The organism is Paraburkholderia fungorum (assembly GCF_900099835.1).
In the GTDB taxonomy this organism is placed as follows: Bacteria; Pseudomonadota; Gammaproteobacteria; order Burkholderiales; family Burkholderiaceae; genus Paraburkholderia; species Paraburkholderia fungorum_A.
In genome coordinates this window covers 854,386-878,730 of the sequence record NZ_FNKP01000003.1, presented here as the reverse complement: position 1 = coordinate 878,730, position 24,345 = coordinate 854,386, and the positions used below count along the sequence as shown (strand labels likewise).

Annotated in this window: 20 protein-coding genes, 2 tRNA genes and 1 rRNA gene; 4 read left to right on the top strand and 19 right to left on the bottom strand. The window is 60.6% G+C overall.

Going from position 1 to position 24,345, the window contains the following annotated elements:
- Nucleotides 1-319: 319 nt before the first annotated feature.
- The 3 genes from BLS41_RS33120 to BLS41_RS33110 form a co-directional block, all read right to left on the bottom strand.
- Nucleotides 320-395, bottom strand: a tRNA-Ala gene (locus tag BLS41_RS33120).
- Between the two features lie 57 nt (nucleotides 396-452).
- Nucleotides 453-529 (bottom strand) — tRNA-Ile (locus tag BLS41_RS33115).
- A gap of 64 nt (nucleotides 530-593) precedes the next feature.
- Nucleotides 594-2,124, bottom strand: a 16S ribosomal RNA gene (locus BLS41_RS33110).
- A 258-nt stretch (nucleotides 2,125-2,382) separates the two neighbouring features.
- On the opposite strand from BLS41_RS33110, the gene BLS41_RS38710 reads away from it, so the two are divergent.
- The 3 genes from BLS41_RS38710 (at nucleotide 2,383) to BLS41_RS33100 (ending at nucleotide 4,053) form a co-directional block, all read left to right on the top strand.
- Nucleotides 2,383-2,751, top strand: a complete 369-nt coding sequence (locus tag BLS41_RS38710) for a hypothetical protein (protein WP_143026440.1) — start codon at nucleotides 2,383-2,385, stop codon at nucleotides 2,749-2,751.
- A 173-nt stretch (nucleotides 2,752-2,924) separates the two neighbouring features.
- A complete protein-coding gene (locus BLS41_RS33105; protein WP_074772013.1) occupies nucleotides 2,925-3,401 on the top strand; it encodes a YqhA family protein in 477 nt (158 codons plus the stop codon).
- A gap of 382 nt (nucleotides 3,402-3,783) precedes the next feature.
- Nucleotides 3,784-4,053, top strand: coding sequence for a DUF4148 domain-containing protein (locus BLS41_RS33100; RefSeq protein WP_074772011.1), 270 nt, complete (start codon nucleotides 3,784-3,786; stop codon nucleotides 4,051-4,053).
- Nucleotides 4,054-4,359: 306 nt separating this feature from the next.
- On the opposite strand, the gene BLS41_RS33095 is transcribed toward BLS41_RS33100, so the two are convergent.
- From BLS41_RS33095 to BLS41_RS33045, 11 genes are all read right to left on the bottom strand, one after another.
- Complete coding sequence (locus BLS41_RS33095) at nucleotides 4,360-5,547, bottom strand: fumarylacetoacetate hydrolase family protein (protein ID WP_074772009.1); 1,188 nt, start codon at nucleotides 5,545-5,547, stop codon at nucleotides 4,360-4,362.
- 84 nt (nucleotides 5,548-5,631) lie between these two features.
- A complete protein-coding gene (locus BLS41_RS33090) occupies nucleotides 5,632-7,416 on the bottom strand; it encodes an IlvD/Edd family dehydratase (RefSeq protein ID WP_074772007.1) in 1,785 nt (594 codons plus the stop codon).
- Nucleotides 7,417-7,421: 5 nt separating this feature from the next.
- Complete coding sequence (locus BLS41_RS33085) at nucleotides 7,422-8,846, bottom strand: MFS transporter (RefSeq protein ID WP_074772005.1); 1,425 nt, start codon at nucleotides 8,844-8,846, stop codon at nucleotides 7,422-7,424.
- A gap of 224 nt (nucleotides 8,847-9,070) precedes the next feature.
- Complete coding sequence (locus tag BLS41_RS33080) at nucleotides 9,071-10,087, bottom strand: LacI family DNA-binding transcriptional regulator (RefSeq protein WP_074772003.1); 1,017 nt, start codon at nucleotides 10,085-10,087, stop codon at nucleotides 9,071-9,073.
- Nucleotides 10,088-10,225: 138 nt separating this feature from the next.
- Nucleotides 10,226-11,116: an SMP-30/gluconolactonase/LRE family protein gene (locus tag BLS41_RS33075; protein ID WP_074772001.1), complete on the bottom strand. Its 891-nt coding sequence runs from the start codon at nucleotides 11,114-11,116 to the stop codon at nucleotides 10,226-10,228.
- On the bottom strand, nucleotides 11,113-11,880 hold the full coding sequence (locus BLS41_RS33070; RefSeq protein WP_074771999.1) for a D-xylose 1-dehydrogenase: 768 nt from the start codon (nucleotides 11,878-11,880) through the stop codon (nucleotides 11,113-11,115). Before BLS41_RS33070 ends, BLS41_RS33075 begins: the two co-directional genes overlap by 4 nt.
- A gap of 79 nt (nucleotides 11,881-11,959) precedes the next feature.
- Nucleotides 11,960-14,365: a glycoside hydrolase family 3 protein gene (locus BLS41_RS33065; RefSeq protein ID WP_074771997.1), complete on the bottom strand. Its 2,406-nt coding sequence runs from the start codon at nucleotides 14,363-14,365 to the stop codon at nucleotides 11,960-11,962.
- Between the two features lie 183 nt (nucleotides 14,366-14,548).
- Nucleotides 14,549-15,679, bottom strand: coding sequence for an ABC transporter ATP-binding protein (locus BLS41_RS33060; protein WP_074771995.1), 1,131 nt, complete (start codon nucleotides 15,677-15,679; stop codon nucleotides 14,549-14,551).
- 72 nt (nucleotides 15,680-15,751) lie between these two features.
- Nucleotides 15,752-16,582 (bottom strand): carbohydrate ABC transporter permease, encoded by an 831-nt coding sequence (locus BLS41_RS33055; protein ID WP_074771993.1) that lies wholly within the window; start codon nucleotides 16,580-16,582, stop codon nucleotides 15,752-15,754.
- A gap of 3 nt (nucleotides 16,583-16,585) precedes the next feature.
- Entirely contained in the window at nucleotides 16,586-17,503 is a 918-nt protein-coding gene (locus tag BLS41_RS33050) for a carbohydrate ABC transporter permease (protein ID WP_253189869.1), read from the bottom strand.
- 59 nt (nucleotides 17,504-17,562) lie between these two features.
- Complete coding sequence (locus BLS41_RS33045; protein WP_074771991.1) at nucleotides 17,563-18,855, bottom strand: extracellular solute-binding protein; 1,293 nt, start codon at nucleotides 18,853-18,855, stop codon at nucleotides 17,563-17,565.
- A 244-nt stretch (nucleotides 18,856-19,099) separates the two neighbouring features.
- On the opposite strand from BLS41_RS33045, the gene BLS41_RS33040 reads away from it, so the two are divergent.
- Nucleotides 19,100-20,146: a LacI family DNA-binding transcriptional regulator gene (locus BLS41_RS33040; protein ID WP_253189868.1), complete on the top strand. Its 1,047-nt coding sequence runs from the start codon at nucleotides 19,100-19,102 to the stop codon at nucleotides 20,144-20,146.
- An 11-nt stretch (nucleotides 20,147-20,157) separates the two neighbouring features.
- On the opposite strand, the gene BLS41_RS33035 is transcribed toward BLS41_RS33040, so the two are convergent.
- The 5 genes from BLS41_RS33035 to BLS41_RS33015 form a co-directional block, all read right to left on the bottom strand.
- Nucleotides 20,158-20,547, bottom strand: coding sequence for a type II toxin-antitoxin system VapC family toxin (locus BLS41_RS33035; protein WP_074771987.1), 390 nt, complete (start codon nucleotides 20,545-20,547; stop codon nucleotides 20,158-20,160).
- Nucleotides 20,544-20,777: a type II toxin-antitoxin system Phd/YefM family antitoxin gene (locus BLS41_RS33030; RefSeq protein WP_074771986.1), complete on the bottom strand. Its 234-nt coding sequence runs from the start codon at nucleotides 20,775-20,777 to the stop codon at nucleotides 20,544-20,546. Before BLS41_RS33030 ends, BLS41_RS33035 begins: the two co-directional genes overlap by 4 nt.
- A 594-nt stretch (nucleotides 20,778-21,371) precedes the next feature.
- Nucleotides 21,372-21,605: a type II toxin-antitoxin system Phd/YefM family antitoxin gene (locus BLS41_RS33025; protein WP_074771984.1), complete on the bottom strand. Its 234-nt coding sequence runs from the start codon at nucleotides 21,603-21,605 to the stop codon at nucleotides 21,372-21,374.
- 85 nt (nucleotides 21,606-21,690) lie between these two features.
- Nucleotides 21,691-22,821 carry an ABC transporter ATP-binding protein gene (locus tag BLS41_RS33020; RefSeq protein WP_074771982.1) on the bottom strand — a complete coding sequence of 377 codons (1,131 nt, stop codon included), beginning with the start codon at nucleotides 22,819-22,821 and terminating at the stop codon, nucleotides 21,691-21,693.
- Nucleotides 22,822-22,939: 118 nt separating this feature from the next.
- Entirely contained in the window at nucleotides 22,940-24,277 is a 1,338-nt protein-coding gene (locus BLS41_RS33015; protein ID WP_074771980.1) for a GH1 family beta-glucosidase, read from the bottom strand.
- Nucleotides 24,278-24,345 lie beyond the last annotated feature (68 nt).

Genomic DNA, 24,345 nt, shown 5'->3' with positions numbered 1-24,345 from the left:
TAACGGGTGTGTCTCCCGCCGTCTTCACTGGGAAGACCGCGTTTTCTCACACTCGCTACAGGTTGAGTATTCGTGTTGCGCCGTATTCCAAAGCAATCTTTCGATCACCTTTTCATACATTGATACAATCACAACCCTGATCCACCTACTCACACACCCATCTCTAAGTATGCTTTCGTGAATCTCTTTACTACTTCTTCCTGATTGTTAAAGAACGACAGCCGATATCGCGATTGCTATAACCGCGTATCCCTACTGACTGGCTCAATCGCCAATGCATAACGTTCTGCGCATTCACAGAACACTAGGCACTGAAGATTGGTGGAGGATGACGGGATCGAACCGACGACCCCCTGCTTGCAAAGCAGGTGCTCTCCCAGCTGAGCTAATCCCCCAGTCATACAGATATCACAGAGGTTTTTTATCGATTAGTGCAGCCACCGCAGAAACAGTGGTGGGTCTGGATGGATTCGAACCATCGACCCCCGCCTTATCAAGACGGTGCTCTAACCGACTGAGCTACAGACCCCTGAGTCTGTCTTGATTTACAGCCGATAAGCGTGAGCGCTCAACACTTGATGCGTTAGCTCGAGAAAGGAGGTGATCCAGCCGCACCTTCCGATACGGCTACCTTGTTACGACTTCACCCCAGTCATGAATCCCACCGTGGTAAGCGCCCTCCTTGCGGTTAGGCTACCTACTTCTGGTGAAACCCACTCCCATGGTGTGACGGGCGGTGTGTACAAGACCCGGGAACGTATTCACCGCGGCATGCTGATCCGCGATTACTAGCGATTCCAGCTTCACGCACTCGAGTTGCAGAGTGCGATCCGGACTACGATCGGTTTTCTGGGATTGGCTCCCCCTCGCGGGTTGGCGACCCTCTGTTCCGACCATTGTATGACGTGTGAAGCCCTACCCATAAGGGCCATGAGGACTTGACGTCATCCCCACCTTCCTCCGGTTTGTCACCGGCAGTCTCCCTAGAGTGCTCTTGCGTAGCAACTAGGGACAAGGGTTGCGCTCGTTGCGGGACTTAACCCAACATCTCACGACACGAGCTGACGACAGCCATGCAGCACCTGTGTTATGGCTCCCTTTCGGGCACTCCCACCTCTCAGCAGGATTCCATACATGTCAAGGGTAGGTAAGGTTTTTCGCGTTGCATCGAATTAATCCACATCATCCACCGCTTGTGCGGGTCCCCGTCAATTCCTTTGAGTTTTAATCTTGCGACCGTACTCCCCAGGCGGTCAACTTCACGCGTTAGCTACGTTACCAAGTCAATGAAGACCCGACAACTAGTTGACATCGTTTAGGGCGTGGACTACCAGGGTATCTAATCCTGTTTGCTCCCCACGCTTTCGTGCATGAGCGTCAGTATTGGCCCAGGGGGCTGCCTTCGCCATCGGTATTCCTCCACATCTCTACGCATTTCACTGCTACACGTGGAATTCTACCCCCCTCTGCCATACTCTAGCCCGCCAGTCACAAATGCAGTTCCCAGGTTAAGCCCGGGGATTTCACATCTGTCTTAGCGAACCGCCTGCGCACGCTTTACGCCCAGTAATTCCGATTAACGCTTGCACCCTACGTATTACCGCGGCTGCTGGCACGTAGTTAGCCGGTGCTTATTCTTCCGGTACCGTCATCCTCCCCGGGTATTAACCAGGAAGTTTTCTTTCCGGACAAAAGTGCTTTACAACCCGAAGGCCTTCTTCACACACGCGGCATTGCTGGATCAGGCTTGCGCCCATTGTCCAAAATTCCCCACTGCTGCCTCCCGTAGGAGTCTGGGCCGTGTCTCAGTCCCAGTGTGGCTGGTCGTCCTCTCAGACCAGCTACAGATCGTCGCCTTGGTAGGCCTTTACCCCACCAACTAGCTAATCTGCCATCGGCCGCCCCTGTAGCGAGAGGTCCTAAGATCCCCCCCTTTCCTCCGTAGAGCGTATGCGGTATTAATCCGGCTTTCGCCGGGCTATCCCCCACTACAGGACACGTTCCGATGTATTACTCACCCGTTCGCCACTCGCCACCAGGGTTGCCCCCGTGCTGCCGTTCGACTTGCATGTGTAAGGCATGCCGCCAGCGTTCAATCTGAGCCAGGATCAAACTCTTCAGTTCAAACCTGTTACTGTTTTTCGGTTCCGTTAAGAACCGGTCGCTCACTCAACGTACTGACGAATGATTCATCTGTCCGAAGACAGAAAAACCTTCCTTTCATTACTGTGTGAGACTTGATACTTTTGCTTTGCAGCAGACCCCGAAAGATCCGCTCGCATCGCGCATCAAGCGCCCACACTTATCGGCTGTTAATTTTTAAAGATCATTCGCTTGGAAGCTCTGCTTTCTTCGCGTCCGTCATCTAACGGGAGGCGAATTATGCAGACTGAAAACGCATTGGTCAACACCCTTCGCGCAAATAATTTTTTCTTTTCTGTGTTGCTCAGAAAGAAGGCAGAAGCAGAACTACTCCTCTCATGCAAAGTTCTGCTGCGTTCGCTCGATTCGATAAGTTCTCTGTTCGCCAGAAAAGGGCACAGAAGATTTGGCCTGTCGCTATTCGCGCAGGAAGAACACGAGATCGGGCAGCGCGTTCTATTCGTGGAGGCCGGACCTCTTCGCACGAAGACGATACTGCGCGCGTCATCAACTGCGTCGCATCCATACCTGGCCAGATGGATCCACGCCGTCACTAACGCAGCATCATTGCCGCAGATTCATTCGCCAATCCCGCTTGCTCGAATTTGAATCAATCGACGGATCTATACTTCGTCATACACGCGGGCAGCCAGATCGTCCGCTTGATTCCCCTCATCACTTCACTTATAAATTCTGAGCCGGAAGGTCGAACTCATTGATGCAGCACCGACGCAAAGTGTGATCTAGCCCAACTCGCCCAATCATGCCGACAGAGGTTTCTGATGGTACGACGTATCCTGGCTTCGAGCCGTTACATCATGGTCGTTCCGGTCGTCGGAACGTTTCTGGGTTCGTTGGCGCTGATTCTTTACGAGGCGGTAGTCCTGTACACGAACGCCGTTGATGCCATCCGGAATCGCTCGTTCACTACCAAGTCGGTCAAGATATTCGCGGTTGGAATCGTGGAAGCTGTCGACGTATTCCTGATCGCGATTGCGGTCTACATCATCAGCATTGGCCTCTATTCGCTGTTCGTCGATGACAAACTGCCGCTGCCGAAGTGGCTCGAAGTCAGCAATCTCGAAGACCTGAAGGGGAATCTGGTCAGCGTCGTCATTGCCGTCCTTGCGGTTCTGTTTCTGCGCGAAGCGGTGGCATGGGATGGATCGCGTGAAATCGCTCCGTTCGGCATTGCGTTAGCGTTGGTGATTGCTGCCCTGACTTTCTTCCTTATGAAAAACAATATCCGGAGAAAGTGAGGCGCCAACATCTGCGTTACCCCGCCCCTTTCGTCAGCAAAATTTGTCCGATATGAGAAAACAGAGGTCGCATCGGGGGCGGCCCCACCTGGCCCAAAGCCGCGCAGCCCTCAGAAAAAACTCACCTCCGGACCGTCCCACACACACCGCATCTCTACGGAGAGCCGCGCCGCGCAAAGCAACACTCAAATCCCAATGTTTGAAACATGCGTATTAATTTCCGCAAAATGCGACCTTCAACCCCCACATTGTTTTAATTTTGGCAACAGTGATTTCATAAATTAGGTATTTACCCTAGTTTCCCCGACTCCTAGACTGTCATCACTGCTGCAAACGAATGAGTTCGCAGCCTAAACAAGACAAATCTCTGGAGGTAGTAATCATGAAGTCGCTCGTTCAAGCCGTTGTTATCGCCGCTACCCTTGCTGCTCCGGTTGCTGTTTTCGCCCAGTCGAACCAACCCCTGACCCGCGCTCAAGTGCGTGAACAACTGGTTCAGATCGAAAAGGCTGGTTACAACCCGGCACGTTCGAACCCGAACGAATATCCGGCGAACGTCCAGGCTGCTGAAGCACGCGTTGCTGCTCAAAACAGCGCAGTGGGTGGCGTCACCAGCGGTTCGTCGCAAGAAGGCCACGCAGTCGCGCAGTAAGCTGTATCAAGCTGCAAATGCTGTTGATGTAGCGGAGCGCGTGTCCCCACCGCGCTCCGCTACATGAAATACCGAACCCGCGATCGTGCCTTGTACGGCGATCGCGGGTTTTTCACGTCAGAACCTCCGCCTCCGGATTTCCGGCGGCTTCTGCCTCCCCTCCGCGTTTTCGACTGAGCCACGTAGACTGCCCTGCGCCGCTCGGCTTCAAACCTGCTGGTCTGAAGCCGGACGGAGGCGACAAAAATTACGCTTCGAAGCCGAAGGTGGTTCAGCCACCGCTTACGCCATGGCTCGTCACACCGCTCACTCAGCGCCCAGCAAACCGCGCGCGGCCAGATTGCGGTAAAGCGCGCGCACGCCGAACGTCCATGGCTCGATTTCCGTGCTCAGGCGGACCGTGTTGGTCAGCGCGCCCAGTTGCGACGTCGAAATCGTCACCACGTCGCCGAGGTGATGAGTGAAACCGCCGCCCGCTGCATCGCGGTCCTTGATCGGCGAGAACATCGTGCCGAGGAACAGCATGAAGCCGTCCGGGTACTGGTGATGACGTCCCCACGTCTGCGACACGAGGTCGGCCGGGTCGCGGCTGATCTCGCTCATGTGGCTCACGCCTTCGAGCACGAAATCATCGTCGGCGCCTTCCACCCGCAGCGCAACGCTGGCCGAGCGCACCGAGTCGAGCGAGAACGTGTCGTCGAACAGACGCACGAACGGACCAATCGCGCACGAGCCGTTGTTGTCCTTGCACTTGCCGAGCAGCAACGCCGAACGGCCTTCGATATCGCGCAGGTTCACGTCGTTGCCGAGCGTCGCGCCGACGATCTCGCCACGGCTATTCACCGCCAGCACAATTTCCGGCTCCGGGTTGTTCCAGGTCGACGCGGCCAGCAGACCCACGTCCGCGCCGAAACCAACCGCCGACATCGGCTGCGACTTCGAGAACACTTCCGCGTCGGGACCGATGCCGACTTCCATGTATTGCGACCACGCACCGCGTCGTTCGAGTTCGGCCTTCAACTTCATCGCCGCTTCCGAGCCCGGCTCGATCTTCGACAGATCCGTGCCGATCATCGACGCGATGGTTTCGCGCACTTCCTTCGCCTTCGCCGGATCGCCGCCCGCCTGTTCCTCGATGACGCGCTCGATCAGGCTCACCGCGAACGTGACGCCGCATGCCTTGATCGCCTGGATGTCGCACGGCGCGAGCAGTCGCACGGAGGACGCAGCGGCACCGGGCACGTTAGCCGCGATCAGATCGGCGACCGCGCCGAGCGACACGCCGGGCGCCGTACGCGCGACCTGCGCAGCGTTTTCGCGCTCGAACAGATCGGCCGTGGTCGGCACGGTTGCGGTGATGTCGAACACCTCGCCGTTACGCACGACGACCACGCACGGACCTTCGTGCTGATCGCTTTTACGCCACACGCGGCCCACGAGCAGCGCCTGATCGACATCGCTCGGGAGGAAACTGGAGGGGGAAGTTGCGGACATGGAAATAGATATCTTCAGGAAAGTTGGGAGACAAAAAAACCGCGCTCGATATCGGCTATCAGGCGCGGCTCTGCAACTTGCACTTCAATGCGAATGCCGCGGATTGCCACGCTCGGCAATCACCTTGAGATAAAGCGTCGCCGGTTCGAGACAGCCGCCGGTCGACAGCTGGCCGACGGTCTTGCGATACAGCTCCTGCCACGGCGTCTGCGCCGGGGGAATCTCGAAGGTCGCTGTTTCGCGGCGTCGCGCGAGTTCATCTTCGTCGACCAGCACGTTCACGCTGCGCGAATTCAGATCCACGCGGATACGGTCGTTCGTGCGCAGCAGCGCAATTCCGCCGCCAACCGCCGCTTCCGGCGACATGTTGAGAATCGACGGACTCGCGGACGTGCCGCTCTGACGTCCGTCGCCCAGAGTAGGCAGCGACGTGATGCCCTGGCGCACGAGTTCAGCGGGCGGCGCCATGTTCACCACTTCGGCGCTGCCCGGATAACCGACCGTGCCCGCGCCGCGAATCACCAGAATGCAGTGCTGGTCGATTTCGAGCGACGGGTCGTTGATACGCGCGTGATAATCCTCGGGACCGTCGAACACGATCGCGCGTGCCTCGAAGGTATTTTCCGCGCCCGGCTCGCTCAGATAGGTCTGACGGAAAGCATCGCCGACCACCGACATCTTCATGATCGCACTGTCGAAGAAATTGCCGGACAGCACGATGAAACCCGCGCCATGCTTGAGCGGCTCGTCGGTCGTCTTGATGACGTCGCGATCGGGCGTCGGCGCCTGATCTGCGATCTCGGCAATCGTGCGGCCCGACACGGTGAGACATTCACCATGCACGAGGTCGGCCTTCCTGAGTTCCTGGAACACGGCAGGCACGCCGCCCGCGCGGTGAAAACTCTCGCCGAGGAATTCGCCCGCGGGCATGCAGTTGACGATCAGCGGCACCTGCTCGCCCACACGCTGCCAGTCGTCGAGACTCAACTCCACGCCGATGTGGCGCGCAATCGCAATCAGATGCGGCGGGCAGTTGCTCGACGCGCCCAACGCCGACGCCACGACAATCGCGTTTTCAAATGCTTCCTTCGTCATGATGTGCGACGGACGCACGTCGTCACGCACGAGGTCGACGATGCGCTTGCCCGTTGCATACGCCATCTGGCCGCGCTCGCGATACGCCGCCGGAATGCTCGCGCAACCGGGCAGCGACATGCCGAGCGCCTCGGCGATCGCGTTCATCGACAGCGCGGTGCCCATCGTGTTGCAGTGGCCGATGGAAGGCGACGATGCGGTCGTCAGTTGCATGAAGCCTTCGTAGTCGATTTCGCCGGTCGCCAGCAGATTCCGCGCGTGCCAGATGACCGTGCCCGAACCGACCCGCTTGCCTTCATGCCAGCCGTCGAGCATCGGACCGCCCGACAGCACGATAGCGGGCATGTCCACGGTCGCGGCTGCCATCAGTAGCGCGGGCGTGGTCTTGTCGCAACCGGTGGTCAGCACGACGCCGTCGAGCGGAAAGCCGTGCAGGATTTCAACGAGGCCGAGGTAGGCGAGGTTGCGGTCGAGCGCGGCGGTCGGCCGGCGGCTCTGTTCCGCGAGCGGATGAACCGGAAACTCCATCGGAATTCCGCCCGCATCGCGAATGCCCGCCTTCGTGCGCGCCGCCAGTTCGATATGGTGGCGATTGCAAGGCGCGAGGTCGCTGCCCGTCTGCGCAATGCCGATGATCGGACGACCCGACTGAAGCTCTTCGCGCGTCAGGCCGTAGTTCATGAAACGTTCGACGTACAGCGCCGTCATATCCGCGTGCGATGGGTCGTCGAACCATTCCTGGCTACGCAGCCGGCGCGGTGTGGATGCTGACATGTTGCTTATCTCTCTGTCATGGGGAGGGTTGAACCGCTTGCGTGTTCCATGGCACGCGGTGCGTGGCTGGGCTTGCCGCCATCGGCCGATGCGTTGCGTGCCAGCATGCTGCGCGGCACGAGCAGGATCAGCACACAGCTGACCAGCAGGCACGCACCGAGCGCATAGGTACCGTTGTTGATATCGCCGGTCACGTTCTTGGCGACTGCCGTAATCATCGAGCCCGTAAAGCCGGACAGATTGCCGATTGCGTTGATCATCGCGATGCCGGCGGCAGCCGCCGCGCCTGACAGCAACTGGCCCGGGAAGGTCCAGTAAATCGGCATCAACGCGAGGATGCCGGCCGTTGCAATGGTCAGGAACGTGATGGCGAGCACGATCTGATGCGCAAACGCCGCGCTCAGAATCAGCCCGATTCCGCCGATCAGCGCAGGAATCGCCGCATGCAGGCGCCGCTCACCGGTTTTCTTCGAATGCCACGCGTTGGCGAGCGTTGCGATGATCGCCACTCCATAAGGAATAGCCGTCAGCAAGCCGATATGCAAGGGATCCTGCACGCCCGTCGCCTTGATGATCGACGGCAGCCAGAAGGCAAGGCCGTAGAAGCCGGTGTTGAAAGTCAGCAGGATGGCAACCAGCAGCCACACTCGCGGATCGCGCACGGCCGAGCCGAAACGCGCGGTCTTGTGCGTGCTTTCGCGTTGCAGATTCGCGGCCAGCAGGCTCTTTTCCTGCGGCGTCAGCCAGCGCGCGCGGTCGATACCGTCGTCGAGCGAGAAGTACACGACGAATGCGGTCAGCAGCGACGGTACGCCTTCGAGCAGCAGCATCCATTGCCAGCCCTGATAGCCGAACAGCCCCGCCGTGTGCTCCATCAACCAGCCGGAGATCACGCCGCCGAGCATCAGGCTGACCGGCATCGCGATCAGGAAGCCGGACATCACGCGGCTCTGGCGTTGCGCCGGAAACCAGTAGTTCAGGTACAGAATCACGCCGGGGAAAAAACCGGCCTCGCAGATACCGAGCAGAAAGCGCAGCACGTAAAACATGGTCGCGGTTTCGACATGTGCGAGGTGCGCGAGCGGTTCGACGAACGCGAGCGCCATCGACACGATGCCCCATGTGAACATGATCCGCGCGATCCAGAAGCGCGCGCCGTACTTATGCAGAAATACGTTGCTGGGTACTTCGAAAATGAAATAGCCCCAGAAGAACACGCTGGCGCCGATTGCGTACATGGTGTCGGACAGACCGAGATCGTCGAGCATCTGCAATTTCGCGAAGCCGACGTTGACGCGGTCCAGATAGGCCACCACGTAGCACAGCAGCAGCACGGGCAGCAGGCGGCGCACGACCTTGCGATAGGTGCGCTCCTCGAACTCGCTGGTCCCCGCGGGATGGGTCGCGCTGGTGGAAGGCGCTGTGGTCATTCGTATCTCCGTTGCGTATTTGTTCTGGCAATGCGTGGCGCGATGGTGGGCGTTTTCTTCAAACCCGCGCCGTTCGCGCCCCCGGTTAAGTTACCGGTAACATTTGATGCTGTGGATGTTACGCGTGGTGAATCATCCGAACAACCAAGGGATATCCCTGACCCGCGCCGCCGGACCGCAGGTGGAATGTAATGCGGAGGCGCTATGCGTTCAGCCGCGCCCGCTCACGTGCTTTCGCGAGGAATCACGGTGAAGTCGATCTTGACGGCTTTCGCGCGCTGCGTCGGAACCGGCGCATTGCCAGCGCCGCCCGCTTCACGCGCTTTCAGTTCGGCGAGCAGCGTTTCGCCCGCGCGCAGTCCGATACCGTAAGCGTCTACCGATACCGTCGTGATGGTCGGCTGCGAACACCACGACACTTCGAAATTGCCGAAGCCTGCAATCGCGATATCGCCCGGCACCGACAAGCCGCGCCGATGGCACTCCATCATTGCGCCGAACGCCGACATGTCGCTCACGCACATCACGGCGTCGGTGTCGGGCCACGCTTCGAGCAATGCGCCGATTGCGGGCGCGCCGTGACTCATCGTGATCGGCGAATCGCCGAGGCGGATCACGCGTGGCTCGCCAAGACCGAGGGCTTTCATTTCGGCGATATACCCGCGCATCCGGTCAAGCCCGCGCCGGTCACGCTCGCTCGCCCCGCCGATAAACCCGATACGCCGATAACCACCTGCATGCAGATGCCGGACCATCGCGCGCGCCGCCGTTGAGTTCGAGAAGCCGACAGCCGCGTCGATCGGATCGGCGGGCAGGTCCCACATTTCGACGACCGGAATGCCCGCGCGCTTGAGCAGCGTGCGCGTCGCTTCGGTATGCCGCCCGCCGGTCAACGCAACACAGCGCGGCTGATGACGCAGCATCGAACGAACCAGCAGTTCTTCCTGCTCCAGACGGTAGTCGGTATCGCCGAGCAACAATTGCAGGCCGTGCGGGGTCAACGCGGCATTCAGGCCGCGCACGGTATCGGAAAAGTTGGAACTGGCAAGCGACGGCACCAGCACCGCGACGAACTCCGAGCGCCCCGACGACAACGCGCCAGCCGCCGCATCGGCCACATAGCCGAGTTCGTCGATCACTTTCTGAACCCGCTCGCGGGTTGCCTGCGACACGCTGCGCCCGGCCAATACGCGGGACACGGTCATCTTCGACACGCCGGCGCGTTCGGCAACATCGGACATGCGGGGCGGAACAGGCGGCCTGGACGTCATGGTATCGATCACTGCGAGTGCGCAGAAGTCAGAGAACGCACATGATACCTGGCGACACTGCGGGCAGGGCCAGGTTTCATGGATCGCGACTCTGGCGGTATTGACGCGCTATTGCGCGAAGCCCCATTTGCACTGCGCCTGAGGCTGCCCCGGCACTGGCGCGCGAAACGAGAACAGGCCGCCCGCCTGCGGCTGCCGCTGACGTTCGGCGGCCGACAAACCTTTCCACGCCGTCGACGCATACACGGTTTGCAGATCGTCGCCGCCGAACGCGAGCTTGGTGACGTTGGCGCACGGAAACGGCACCTGCTCGACCAGTTCGCCCGCGGGCGAGTAGCGCTCGATGCGCCATCCGCCGAACAGCGCGACCCACACGAAGCCTTCGGAATCGACGGCCATGCCGTCCGGGTGGCCGTCGCCGGAAATGGTGGCGAACGTGCGCCTGTTCGACAACGCGCCGTCTTCGGCGACATCGAACGCGTACACCACGCGCTGCATCGTGTCGTTGTGATACAGCGTGCGCCGGTCGGGGCTCATCGCGGGGCCGTTGGTGATCACATAGCCGTTGTCCTGAGCAAGCACCTCACCGCTGTCGTTCACGCGATACAGCGTGCCGGTGGGTTGCTCCTCGGCGTCGTCCATCGAGCCGAACCACAGGTGGCCGCTTGCATCGACGAAACCGTCGTTGAGACGATTGCCCGGCAAATGCGCTTCGATATCTTTGAGCTTGATGAACTGACCGCTGCCCGTATCGAATCGATACAGACCGCCCGGCATTCCGCAGATAAAAGCGCGATCGCGGTTAGCGAGCGGCGCGACAAAGCCGGGCTGATCGGGGGCATTCCACGTCTGCGTATCACCCAACCCACCCGACCAGCGGTGAATCTGACGGCCCTTGATATCAACGAAGTAAACCGCGTTCTCTTCGGCACGCCAAACCGGGCCTTCGCCCAGCTCCGCATTGACCGGCCATACGCAGACAGGAATGCGGAGTTTCATTCGCCGTACCACCCTGCATCGACGAAATAATCACGGCCCGAGCAACGCGATGCGTCGTCGGAAGCGAGGAACAACGCCATGCGCGCAACGTGCTCCGGTTCGACACGCAAACGCAGGCACTGGCTCGCGACCACCTTCGCTTCGCTTTCGGGCGATTGCCACAACTGCATCTGACGCGGCGTGCGAACCGCGCCCGGAATGATCGTGTTCACGCGGATGCCGGCATCGCCGAGATCGCGCGCAAGCCCACGCGTGAGGCCCTCGATACCCGCCTTCGCGGTCATGTAGATCGCGAGGTTCGGCAGCGCGAGATGCCACGACACCGAGCCGAGATTCAGGATCACACCGCGCCCCAGCTTGCGCATGCCGGCCGCGACGGCCTGCGCGCAAAAGAACTGATGCCGCAGATTCACCGCGATGCGTCCGTCCCAATACTCAGGCGTGACGGCTTCGATCTCGTGCCGGTCGTCATTGCCCGCATTGTTGACGAGGATCTCGATCGGGCCCGCCGCTTCGGCGATCGCGTTGAACGTGCTCTGAATGGCGTCGGCGCTGCGCAGATCGCAGCGATGGAACACCGGCGGATGAGCGGAGCCGCGCAGCGCTTCCTGCAACGCCAGCGAATCTTCTTCGGCTACGTCGAGGAAAAAGACCCGCGCGCCCTGCTGCGCGAAAGCCTCGACCATCGAGGCGCCGATACCGCTGCCGCCACCGGTGATGACAACCGTTTTGCCCGACAGGCTGGGATAGATTGCGTACGACATCTGTTATTCCACTTGTTCCGAGTATGACTACGAACGATGGCGCGCTGCCTCCCCTCGGCTGCGCGCCACACCCTATCCTTTACCGCTCGACCTTGACCTCGCTGACCATCCGCCAGTCGCGCTCGAGCGTTCGCACTGCATTTCCGGTGACCGTCACCGTACCGCTCAGGTGCAGGTCGCGGCTCGAACTGCCGACCATCAGGTCGAAGTCGCCAGGCTCGACAATACGCTCACCGCGCCCGTCGGTGAAGTTGAGCATATCGACGGGAATCTTCACATGAACCTGTGCCGTGTTGCCAGCGGCCAGCGGAACGCGTGCGAACCCCTTCAATTCGCGCACCGGGCGCGTGGCTGATGCGAGACGGTCGCGTACGTAGATCTGCACGATTTCGGTGCCTTCGCGCGAACCGATGTTGTCGACCGAGAAGCTGAGTTCGATCGTGCCGTCGGCAACCGGCACTTCGCGCTGCGCCACCGCGAGATTGCCATAACGGAACTGCGTATAGCTGAGCCCGAAGCCGAACGGGTAGCGGCTGCCGAAGTGATACGCCACCGGAGTGCCCGCGCTCTTGAGCTTGTGGTTATACACGTAGGGCACCGCGCCCGCGCTTTTCGGCACCGACAACGGCAGACGGCCGGTGAAGTTCGCGCGGCCCACCAGCAGGTCGGCGAGCGCTTCCGCGCCGCGTTCGCCCGGCGCGAAGGCCATGATTTGCGCCGCGATACGATCTTCCAGACCGCCGAGGTTGTACGGACGGCCGCCCGTCATCACGACGACCGTCGGCGTGCCGCTGTCGACCACCGCCGCGAGCAACGCCTGTTGCACGCCCGGCAGATCGAGGCTGTCGGTATCGGAACCTTCGCCCACCGTGCCGGACTGGAACAGCCCCGACAGATCGCCGACGAAGACGATCGCCACACCGGCCGCGCGCGCGGCATCAACCGCCGCTGCGATGCCCGCCGTATCCTGGCTGATCAGTTCGTCGCGATTGGTGATGGCCATCGTGTCGAGCGATACGTCGCCCGGGAACACCGGCGCACCGGCGCGTCGTTCGGCGATGATGTCGCACCCGTGCGAGTGGACCACGCGATCGTCGCCGAGCAATGCGCGCAGCGATTTCAACGGCGTGCTGATCGACGCCACCGATTGCTCGCCCGAATTGATCAGATGCACCGGGAAGCTGTAACCGGCCAGCAGCGCGAGCGGATCGTCGGCGGTCGGTCCGATCACTGCGATCTTCGTCGCGCCCTTCGGATCGAGCGGCAGCACGCCGCCTTCGTTGCGCAAAAGCACTGCCGATTCGAGCGCGACCTGATAAGCGGTATCGCCTGCGGATTCGCTTTTTACATCGACCTGATCCGGGTCAGCATACGGATTCTCGAACAGGCCGAGACGGAATTTCGTGCGCAGCACGCGCGACACCGTCGCATCGATCGTGGCCTCGCTGATCTCGCCACGTGCCAACGCCTCCTTCAGATGCAGCGCACATTCGTGACCGGGCAACTCGACGTCGAGGCCCGCATTGAACGCGAGCGCGGCCGCTGCGGCGCTGTCGGGCGCGACAGCGTGGTGGCTGAACAGCAGATCGACACCCGCATAGTCGGCGACGATCAGACCATCGAAGCCCCACTTGTCGCGCAACGTTTCGGTCAGCAGCTTGCGGTCCGCATGACACGGCATGCCGTCGATGTCGTGATATGCGGGCATGACCGAACCGGCATCCGCGAGCTTGACCGCCATTTCGAACGGCAGCATGAACACGTCGTTCAGTTCACGCGGACCGACATGCACAGGAGCGTGATTGCGCGCACCTTCGCTCGCCGAATGGCCGACGAAATGCTTGAGCGTCGCGAGCAGATCACGCTTCTCGCCTTGCAGGCCCTTGACGTAATGACACGCGAGCACGCCGACCAGATACGGGTCTTCGCCGAGCGTTTCTTCGGTGCGGCCCCAGCGCGGATCGCGCGACACATCCAGCACCGGTGCAAGCCCTTGATGGCAACCAATCGAGCGCGCCTGTTCGCCGATGATTTCCCCAACCTGTTCGACCAGCGCCGGATTCCACGTGGCCGCATAGTTCAACGGCGACGGAAACAGCGTGGCGTCCTTGATCATCAGGCCAACCAGACATTCTTCGTGCGACATCACCGGAATGCCGAGCCGCGTGTCTTCCACCATCTGACGCTGCAACGCATTCAATGCGCGCACGCCTTCTTTCGGGTCGACCGTGTGCGTGCCGAGCGGACGCGTGATCTGGCCCAGACCGTGCTGCAGGATCATGTCGACAGTCACGCCGGCATCGCCATGCGCGAAATCCACCGTACGCGCTTCGTGCTTGCCGTCGGACGACAGCTTCAGCCACGCCGAGTGAAGCTGCGCGATTTTCTCGTCCTGGGTCATGCGCGCCAGCAGATCGGCGACGCGCTCGTCAACGGCAGCTTCCGGGTTGCGGTAAAGCGGAACATCACTTTGGCGAAGCAACATCAAGAACTCCTTTAAATGATCCTGGTGGCCGGAGCGCGCATCGCGTCCGACATTTTTTTGTTCTTCACAATTTCGCGCCTCCTAAACCAGTTGGAGTACTAATAAAACGCGAAATTCATCGATCTGGAATGGCGGCGAGGCTACACCGCCTCGCCTTGGTGAAAAGTATTGGTTGCCGCTCGATCAGTGCAAACGTGGCAGCGCGAAATCCTGTTGATCGAACACATGGCAGGCTTCCGGCGTGAGCGTGAGTTCGATTCGCTCATCGTGTGTCACGCCGCCGTCGCCCGGCAATTTGGCGATCATCGGACTGCCGTCGCGACTGCCGCCGTCGATATGAACGTAGCTGTGCTCGCCCATGCGTTCAACGAGACGCACCGCGCAGCGAATCGTCTGTGCGCCCGCGTGACCATTGGGCAAACCCAGATGCTCCGGCCGGATGCCCAGCGTGACCGGGTTGCCCAGTTGCTGCTTGCGGCCATCGACCTGCGCCCGCACGCGCTCACCGCTCGTCAGTTCGACCTCGATACCGTTGGCGTCGATTGCTGTCACATAGCCCGGCAGGAAGTTCATCTTCGGCGAGCCGATGAAGCCCGCGACGAAGCGGCTCTTCGGACGGTGATACAGATCGAGCGGTGCACCAATCTGCGCGATGCTGCCGTGTTTCTCGAGGTCTGCACCCGCTTGCAGCAACACGATCTTGTCGGCCAATGCCATCGCTTCGATCTGGTCGTGCGTGACGTAAATCGCGCTCGCCTGACGGAATTCGCGATGCAGTCGCGCAATCTCGATACGGGTCTGCACGCGCAGCGCGGCATCGAGATTCGACAACGGTTCGTCGAACAGAAACACGCCCGGCTCGCGCACGATCGCCCGGCCAATTGCCACGCGCTGCCGCTGTCCACCGGACAACGCAGCGGGCTTGCGTTCGAGCAGTCCGTCGAGTTGCAGCGTCGCAGCCGTGCTGCGCACCTTGCGGTCGATGGTCGCCTTGTCGATCTTTGCCTGACGCAGCCCGAACGCCATGTTCTCGTAGACGCTCATGTGCGGATACAGCGCGTAGTTCTGGAACACCATCGCGACCCGGCGCTCTGCCGGCGACACGCTGTTCATCAGCTTGCCGTCGATGCGCAAATCGCCGGAGGTGATCGATTCGAGGCCCGCGATCATGCGCAGCAGCGTGGACTTACCGCAGCCCGACGGCCCGAGGAACACGCAGAATTCGTTGTTGCCGACTTCGAGGTTGGCGTCGCGAATCACCGCGTTGCCGCTCGCATAGGACTTCTGTACGTTAGAGAGAGAAATGCTTGCCATATCGTTTTATGCGAAGTTCGGTGTGTGCGGGCCACGTCGGCCCGCACGATTGGAGGCGGTGTGCGATACGGATCAGCCCTTCAGCGAGCCGGCCATCATCCCCTTGATCACGCGCTCCTGACCGAACGCGTAAGCGACGATCAGCGGCAACGACGTGAGCACCAGGACGGCCAGCATCGACGGGATATTCGACGCGTATTGGCCCATGAAGTCCCAGATCGCGAGCGGCAGCGTGCGGTGTTCGGATGTCGACGTGAGCATGTACGCGAAGATAAATTCGTTCCACAGTCCGATGCCGTTGAAAATCGCCACCGTGGCGAGCCCCGGTCCCGACAGCGGGAAAAAGATGCGCCAGAAGATCGTGAACGGACCGCAGCCGTCGAGTTGCGCCGCCTCTTCGAGCTCGCGCGGAATCTGGCGCATGAACTCGGTCAGAATGAAGATCGACACCGGCAGACTGAGCGCCACATAAGGACCGAGCAGCGCGAACGGTGTGTCGTAAAGACCGAGGTTGCGCGTGAGCAGATAGATCGGCACGAGCGTTGCATGCAGCGGCACGATCATGCCCGCCACCACCAGACCGAACAGCAGCTTGTTCAGCTTGAAGCGCATGCGCGCAAACACGTAGGCCGCCATCGCGCTGATGATGACGATCAGCAACACCGACACGCCCACCGTGAACACGCTGTTACGAAAGTACGTGAAGAACGGCCCCTTCAGCACGGCCGCGTAATTGCCCCAATACAGTTGGCTCGGCGGTGCCCAAACGGACGTCGCAAAGGTCTCTTCCTGACTCTTGAGGCTCGACACGACCATGAAGAGAAACGGGATCGTCGTGACAGCCAGCCAGATCAACGCAAGCAGAGGAATCCCCACGCGAGGGAAGCGCAGTGTCTTGTTCATGGTTCAGACCTCGGTTGCAAAACGGCGGGTGAAATACATCGATACCGCCGCCACCGCGATGACGATCAGGAACATCGCCGAGCCGATGGTGCTGCCGTACCCGAGCTGGAACGAACTGAATACCGTGCGATACATGTAGGTCGCCATCACTTCGGACGAGCCTTCGGGACCGCCGCCAGTCATCACGAAGACAAGATCGAAATAGCGCAGCGAGCCGAGCACGGACAGCAGCACCGCCGTGCGCACCGTGCCTTGCAGATGCGGCAGCTTGATGCGCCAGAAAATGGTCCACTCCGAAGCGCCGTCGAGGAGAGCCGCTTCGTTGACTTCGGCGGGCATCGACGAGAGACCGGCGAGAAACAGAATCATGTAGAAAGGCGCGTTCTGCCAGATGATCACGGCAATGGTCGCGCCCAGCGACAAGTGCGGATCGCCCAGCCAGTCCTTCGCGAGACCATCGAGCCCGAATGCCTGCAGCGCGACGTTGAGCGGCCCGAAGTTCGGATCGTAGATCTGCTTGAACAACACGCCGATCGCCACGCTCGACATCAGCAGCGGCAGGAAATAGAGAACCTTGAGCACGCGCGAGCCACGGCCGGCTTTTTCCAGCAGCACGGCGAGCACGAGCGCGATAGGAAGCTGGATGACGATCGACGCGACAGCCAGAATCACGTTGTTCCTGAGCGATTGCCAGAACACCGCGTCGTGCGCAAGACGCTCCCAGTTCGCGAGCCCGATATAACGGGCGGTATTGCCGAGACCGTTCCAGTCGACCAGCGACAATCGCAGGCTGGAGACGAGCGGATACAGCAGGAACACGGCCAGCAGCAGCAGCGACGGCGCAAGGAACACAGCCGTGACGAGCGTTTGCGACGAGATTCGCAGCCGGCGTTCGGGTGTAACGGAAAGTGCGATATTCACGAGCTTGTATGCCGGCCGGCACCTCGCGGCGCCGACCGGCCCTTCCTTAAGGACTGAGATTAACCGCCCTTCTTCGAAGCGGCTTCCATTTGCTGCGCGGCAGCCTCAGGCGTCAGCGACAGACCGAACAGTTGCTGCGTCGTGTCCTTGTGCATTTCGCCGAGCGCCGGCGGCAGAGCCTGGTCGTACCAGAGCTGCACGCTCGGAGCGGCGGCAAGCAGTTGCTGCAGACGCTGCGTGAACGGATCGTCGATCTTGACGTTGTTGACCGGCGGGAGCTTGTGGTCGTCCGATGCGCGAGCCTGCATCGCCGAGTCGTCGGTCATTGCCTTGATCAGCTTGAACGCTGCGTCGGGCGTCTTGCACTCGGTCGAGATGCTCAGGAAGCCGTCGCCGACCGTACCGATCAGGTCGCGCGGATCACCCTTCCCGCCCGGCACGCTCGGGAACGGGAAGAAGTCGAGATTCTTCGAGAAAGCCGGATCTTCGTTCGCGATGGTCGAGGCTTCCCACGCGCCCATCAGTTCCATTGCGGCCTTGCCCGAATACAGCAGACGGCGCGATGCGCCCGAGTCGTAATCCAGACCGTTGATACCCGGCGCAAACGCACCCGCTTTCACGAGTTCCTGAATACGCTTGCCGGCTTCGATGAACGCCGGATCTTCGAAGCCCTTGCCCTTGCCGTCGATCGCGTCCTTCACGACTTGCGGACCACCGATACGGTCGACGAGGTACATGTAGTACATCGAGCCGGTCCACTTGTTCTTGTTCGCGAGCGAGAACGCAGCGACGTTGTGCGACTTCAGCACGGCGACGACGTGCATCAGTTCATCCCACGTCTTCGGCGGCGTGATGCCGTACTTCGCGAAAACGTCCTTGTTGTAGAAGATCACCGCAGCCGCCGCGTTTTCAGCCGCGACACCGTAGGTCTTGCCGTCGAACGTCGTGACGTTCCACGACGATTGCATGAAGCGATTGCGATACGCCGGGTCTTTGTTCAGGTACGGCGTGAGGTCCACGATCTGGCCGGATTTGACATACTCGTGCAGGCCGCCGCCGCCCCAGTTCTCGAACACGCACGGCGGCTGGTTCGCGCCGAACGCGACCTTCAGCTTCGTCTTGTAGGCCTCGTTCAGAATGTGCGAATTCTCGACCTTGTAGCCCGGGGTCGCCTTCTCGAAGCGATCCGACGCGTCACGAATGATCTTGCTCGACGACGTGTTGGTTTGCTGATCCCACGCGGTGATCGTCGAATCTGCGAATGCGGCTGTCGAAACGACTGCGGACAGCGTGAATGCGAGCGCCGCGGCGCTGGCAATTGACCGCGCTTTGGAAAAAGCCGGGTACGCCATGTTTGTGTCCCCTCTCATGGATATTAGAATGTCAACCGGATCGTGTAACGTTAGCCTTAACGTTAGCGAATGTTAGACTTGTGTTCAAACGGTTGCTATGCGGGATTTTACCTGGTGACCTGAGACGCCTGTCACCGACTGCGCAATACGATCAAACCCTGCGTAGCCGCGATCATAGCCGGTTCTGGTAGAATAATCGCCATCAAGACGTTACCGCTAACGTTGGCAACGAGTCGATTTCGACATGACCACCCGGACCCCCTCGTCACGCATGGCAAAGCAGACCCCTACGCTCGAGCACGTTGCCAAGCTCGCTGGCGTGTCGCAAATGACCGCTTCGCGCGCACTGAACGGCCGTCCCGGCGTGTCGCGCGAAACGCGCGACGAAATCATCCGCATCGCGTCGGACATCGGCTATGTCGTCAACCGCACCGCGCAAAAGCTGTCGGGTGGCCGCAACGGCATCATCGGCATCATCACGCCGACGCTCGACACGCAGTTTTCCAGCGAACTGATTCTCGGCGCGGGCCGTGCGGCACGCGGTGCGGGCTGCGAGATTCTGGTCTACACCGTGTTCGACGAAGACCGTCATCCGCATCACGATCTGCTCGGGCTGATCCAGCAGTTCTCGGACGGCATCCTCGCGATTCTGCCGCGCGAGTCGTTGTGCCTCGAAGCGCTGGCTAATGCGAAGGTGCCGGTGGTCGTCGTCGATCAACGCGGCAGCACGCTGACCGATTTCCCGTCGGTTTCCGTCGACAATTACGGCGGCGCCCGCCTCGCAGTCGAGCATCTCGCGGAACTCGGTCACAAACGGATCGCGTTTCTCGCGGGCAATGAGACGATTGAAGGCGTGCGCGACCGGCAGCGCGGGTACCAGGACACGTTGGCCCGGCTCGGCTTGCCGCGCGAAGATGCGCTCGTCGCCGAAGGCGATCTGTCGCAAATGATGGCGTTCGACGTCACATTCGATCTGCTCAATCTCGCCGATCCGCCCACCGCGATCTTCACGGCGAATGACCAGAGCGCGTTCGGCGTGATCGCTGCGATTCGGGAAGCGGGCCTGCGCGTGCCGGACGACATCTCGGTGATCGGCTTCGACGACATCCCGATGTCGGAGCAATTTCATCCGGCGCTCACCACGATCCGCCAGCCGTTCCAGCAAATGGCGCGTTCCGCCGTCAATACGTTGCTCGCGCAGATCGCCGGGATCGGCGCCGCTTCGCAACGCATCACGCTGCCGGCGGAACTTGTCGTGCGCGACTCCACCGGCCAGGTCCGGACGAAGTAGAGCCGCGCGCATTACCAGATTGTTTCTACGTAAGTGGAGGCGCGCACCTTGGCATCCGAGGTGACGAGCGCCCCGCCGAAAGTGCGCGCGGTGGCGACGATCAATCTCTGATGCGACGTCAACGCGGGCGGCAACGTGGCCGCGCGAATCGCGATCTCGGTGTCGACCGGGACCATCCGCACGCCTTCCATCGACGCAAACGTGGACAGCCAACTACGGGCGTCCATCGACAACCCGAGCCGGCCATCTTTCACGAACTCCGCGATTTCAAGCGCGCTAATCGCCGAGATGAGGATTTCGCCGCCGTTCAGTTCGCGATCGATTGCATCGTGTGCCGCCTGACTCAACGCCTTCTGCCTGCCTAGCCAACACACCAGCGCAAGCGTGTCGAGCGTGATCATCGCTCTTCCTGTTCCAACGCCGTTGGAACAGCCGGGTGTTTCATATTGATGTGTACGATCGACGCGCGCAGCAGTTCGAGCGGATTTTCCTGCTTGCTCCGGTAGGGCCGGATTTCAATGGTGGGTTGTCCCCGGTCGGTGACGACCACGGTTTCACCCAGCATTTCCACTTGCCGGAACAGTTCGCATGCGCGCGACTTGAAAATGGCCTTCGATACTCTCTTTTCCATTGCGATCTCCACCCAACCTATTGGTACGGCTATTTTTATGAATCGGGACCACCGCCCTGACTTACGGTTCGCGGCCCGATATTCTTTATCAATCTTGCCCAGCAACTTCCAGAAGCTCTCTCAGACTTCCAATACTTTCCAATGCTTATGGCTCTCGCCGGCGAACATGATTACGATGTAGGCTCGCCTCAAGCATCAGCTCAACGCCACTACGCGCTTCATCAGCAACAAACACGATGAAGCCGCCCCAAACCGGTCCTTGCGCCGGTTTCTATCGATCAGAAAACGCTCCGATACGGTCGATATTTGTCCTCGCCGTGGATAGTCGAATAAGCACAGAATCTGTCTAACGTTATCCCTAACGTTAAATGATGTTAATGTCGTGCAAGTATCGCCGCCATGCGGAGTTTACCTGGTCTCCTGAACCCTTTTCACGCTTACTGGTCATGGGATTGCGCCGAATCTGCCACGCCGTGAAAGTCCCATTGGGGATTCGTTCATTGCATGCACATATGACACCAGAATCGTCCGTTTTAATAATGCGATTCGCATATAAAAATGAGCCCCGGAATGCCGTGAAAATATTGCACGCTGTTACTGGCTTTCCGTTTCCAACGGGTCCGGCTGCGACGCGTGATGGGCATCGAAATGCACGATCGACGCGCGCAGCAGTTCAAGCGGATTTTCGTCCTTGCTGCGGTATGGCCTGATTTCGATGGTGGGTTGTCCGCGATCGGTGACGACCACGGTTTCGCCCATCATTTCCACGTGCCTGAACAGTTCGCATGCTCTCGACTTGAAAATGGCTTTCGATACCCTCTTTTCCATTTCGCTCTCCACCCAGGCAATTCATACGTCTACTATTTTTTGAGCCGCAACCGTCGTGCGCGACGGCCGGGTTCCCGACGAGTCGTCAGGCGACGGCCTGCGCCCGCTCTCCCACTTCACGATGTTCAAATGCCACCGCAGCGCCTTTCGCATCGAAGAGCGTGACCGACGCCGCCGCCACCTTGATGCCGACGTGCGCGCCGACAGCGTGCTGAGCGTCCTTCTTGTCGAGCTTCAGCGAAATGGGCTTGCCCACGCCGTCGAGTTGCGCGTGCAGAAGCGACACGTCACCCAGGTGCTCGACCAGTTCCACGCGAGCAGGAAGCCCTTCACCCGGCGCGCCGACGCCGAGGTACTCAGGGCGCACGCCGAGCGTCAGCTCACCGGCAATCGCGCGATCCGGGCGGCCCGGCAAGACGATCTGGTCACTGCCGCCGGTCAGCGTGACCACCGTTTGCGATTCGCTCTGCGACACGAGCGTGGCGGGCAGCATGTTCATTTGCGGCGAGCCGATAAAGCCACCGACAAAGCGGTTCGCCGGCCGGTCGTACAGGTCGAGCGGCGCGCCGATCTGCTCGATATGTCCTTTGTTGAACACGACGATCTTCTGGCCGAGCGTCATCGCCTCGACCTGGTCGTGCGTGACGTAGATCATCGTCGTGCCGAGTTCGCGGTGCAGCTTCGCAAGTTCGATCCGCATCTGCACACGTAGCGCGGCGTCGAGATTCGACAGCGGTTCGTCGAACAGAAATACGCGCGGCTTGCGCACGATCGCGCGGCCGATCGCGACGCGCTGACGCTGGCCGCCCGAGAGCGCCTTCGGCTTGCGGTCGAGCAGATGGGTAATCTGCAGAATCTCGGCGGCACGCCCCACCGCGTCGCTCACTTCGCGCTTCGATTTGCCCGACAGCTTCAGCGAAAAACCCATGTTTTCCGCGACCGTCATGTGCGGATATAACGCGTAACTCTGGAACACCATCGAGATGCCACGGTCCGCGGGTTGCAGGTCGTTGACCCGTACGCCGTCGATCAGAATGTCACCGCCGCTCACCGATTCGAGTCCGGCGATCATGCGCAGCATGGTCGACTTGCCGCATCCCGACGGCCCGACGAATACCGTGAACTGACCATCCGGAATATGAAGGTCGATGCCCTGAATGACCTGTGGTCCTTCACCATACGTCTTCGCGACGTTACGCAATACGAGTTCGCCCATTTCTAGCTTCTCCTGAAACCTGAATCCTGATGCCCGATACCTGCTGTCCCGCGCGACGTGGCGCGCCGCCACGTTCTGCCGCGTCGCGCGGGTTGCGTGCGATGCCGATGAATCCGCGTTAGCGCGACGCCGCCACGCCCGCGTGCTGCGCAATCACGTCGCGATACCAGAGCGCGCTGTCTTTCGGCGTGCGCTGCTGGGTTGCATAATCGACGTACACCATGCCGAAGCGCTTGTCGTAACCCGACGCCCATTCGAAGTTGTCCATCAGGCTCCACGCGAAATAACCGGCGACGTCCACGCCCTTCTTCGCCGCATCCGACAACGCCGACAGATGCAGGTCGAAAAAGCTGATGCGGTCGGTATCGCGCACGCGACCGTTATCGAGCACGTCTTTCGCGGCACAGCCGTTTTCGGTGATGTAGATCGGCGGCAGGTGATAGTCGGCGTTCAGCTTCGTCAGCAGTTCCGTCAGGCCTTGCGGATAGATTTCCCAGTCCATGTCGGTAAAGCCGAGCACGCCCGGCGGACGCTTCGGACCCGACGCGCTCGCGAAAATGCGCGTGTAGTAGTTCACGCCGAGAAAGTCCATCGGCGTGCCGATGATGTCGAAGTCACCGTCGCGGATCACCTCTTGCGGGCCGTTCTCGCCGTACCACGCAAGCGCTTGCGCCGGATAACGGCCTTTGAACAGCGGGTCCATGTACCAGCTCACGAACTTCTCGTATTCGAGCGACGCGGCGGCCTGGTCTTCAGGCGAATCGGTCGCGCCATCCGACGACGACTGGTTCAGCACGATGCCGAGCGGCACCTTCACGCCGTCGGCGCGCAACGCCTGCAACGCGAGACCATGCGACAGCAGCAGGTGGTGCGCGACATGGGCCGCTTTCTTCAGGCTCTCGTTGCCCGGCGCGAAATAGCCGGTCACGTTGCCGAGCCACGCGGTACACCACGGCTCGTTATGCGTGGCGATGGACGCCAGACGGTCGCCCAGCACGCTGCCGATCTTGCTTGCGTAGTCTGCGAAACGATAGGCGGTGTCGCGGTTTTCCCAACCGTTTTGCGAGTCCTGCAATGCTTGCGGCAGGTCCCAGTGATACAGCGTCGCGAACGGCTGGATATTGCGCTTCAGCAGACCGTCGACGAGACGCTCGTAAAAGTCCAGTCCCTTCTCGTTGAATGCGCCACGGCCGTCCGGCTGCACGCGCGGCCACGCGATCGAAAAGCGATACGCCTGCAGGCCCAGTTCGGCCATCATGTCGAGATCCTGCTCCAGACGATGGTAGTGATCGCAGGCAACGTCGCCGTTCTCGCCTCTCACCACTTTGCCCGGCACCTTGCAGAAGGTGTCCCAGATCGACGCGCCGCGGCCGTCTTCGTTCGCTGCACCTTCGATCTGATACGAACTGGTCGCTACGCCCCAGACGAAGTCTTCTTTAAACCGGTATGTCGACATAAATAATGTTGCCCTGAATGGTCATGCCCGTGAGGGTCAAAAGTGAGTCGTTAGTCGTTAATCGGGAG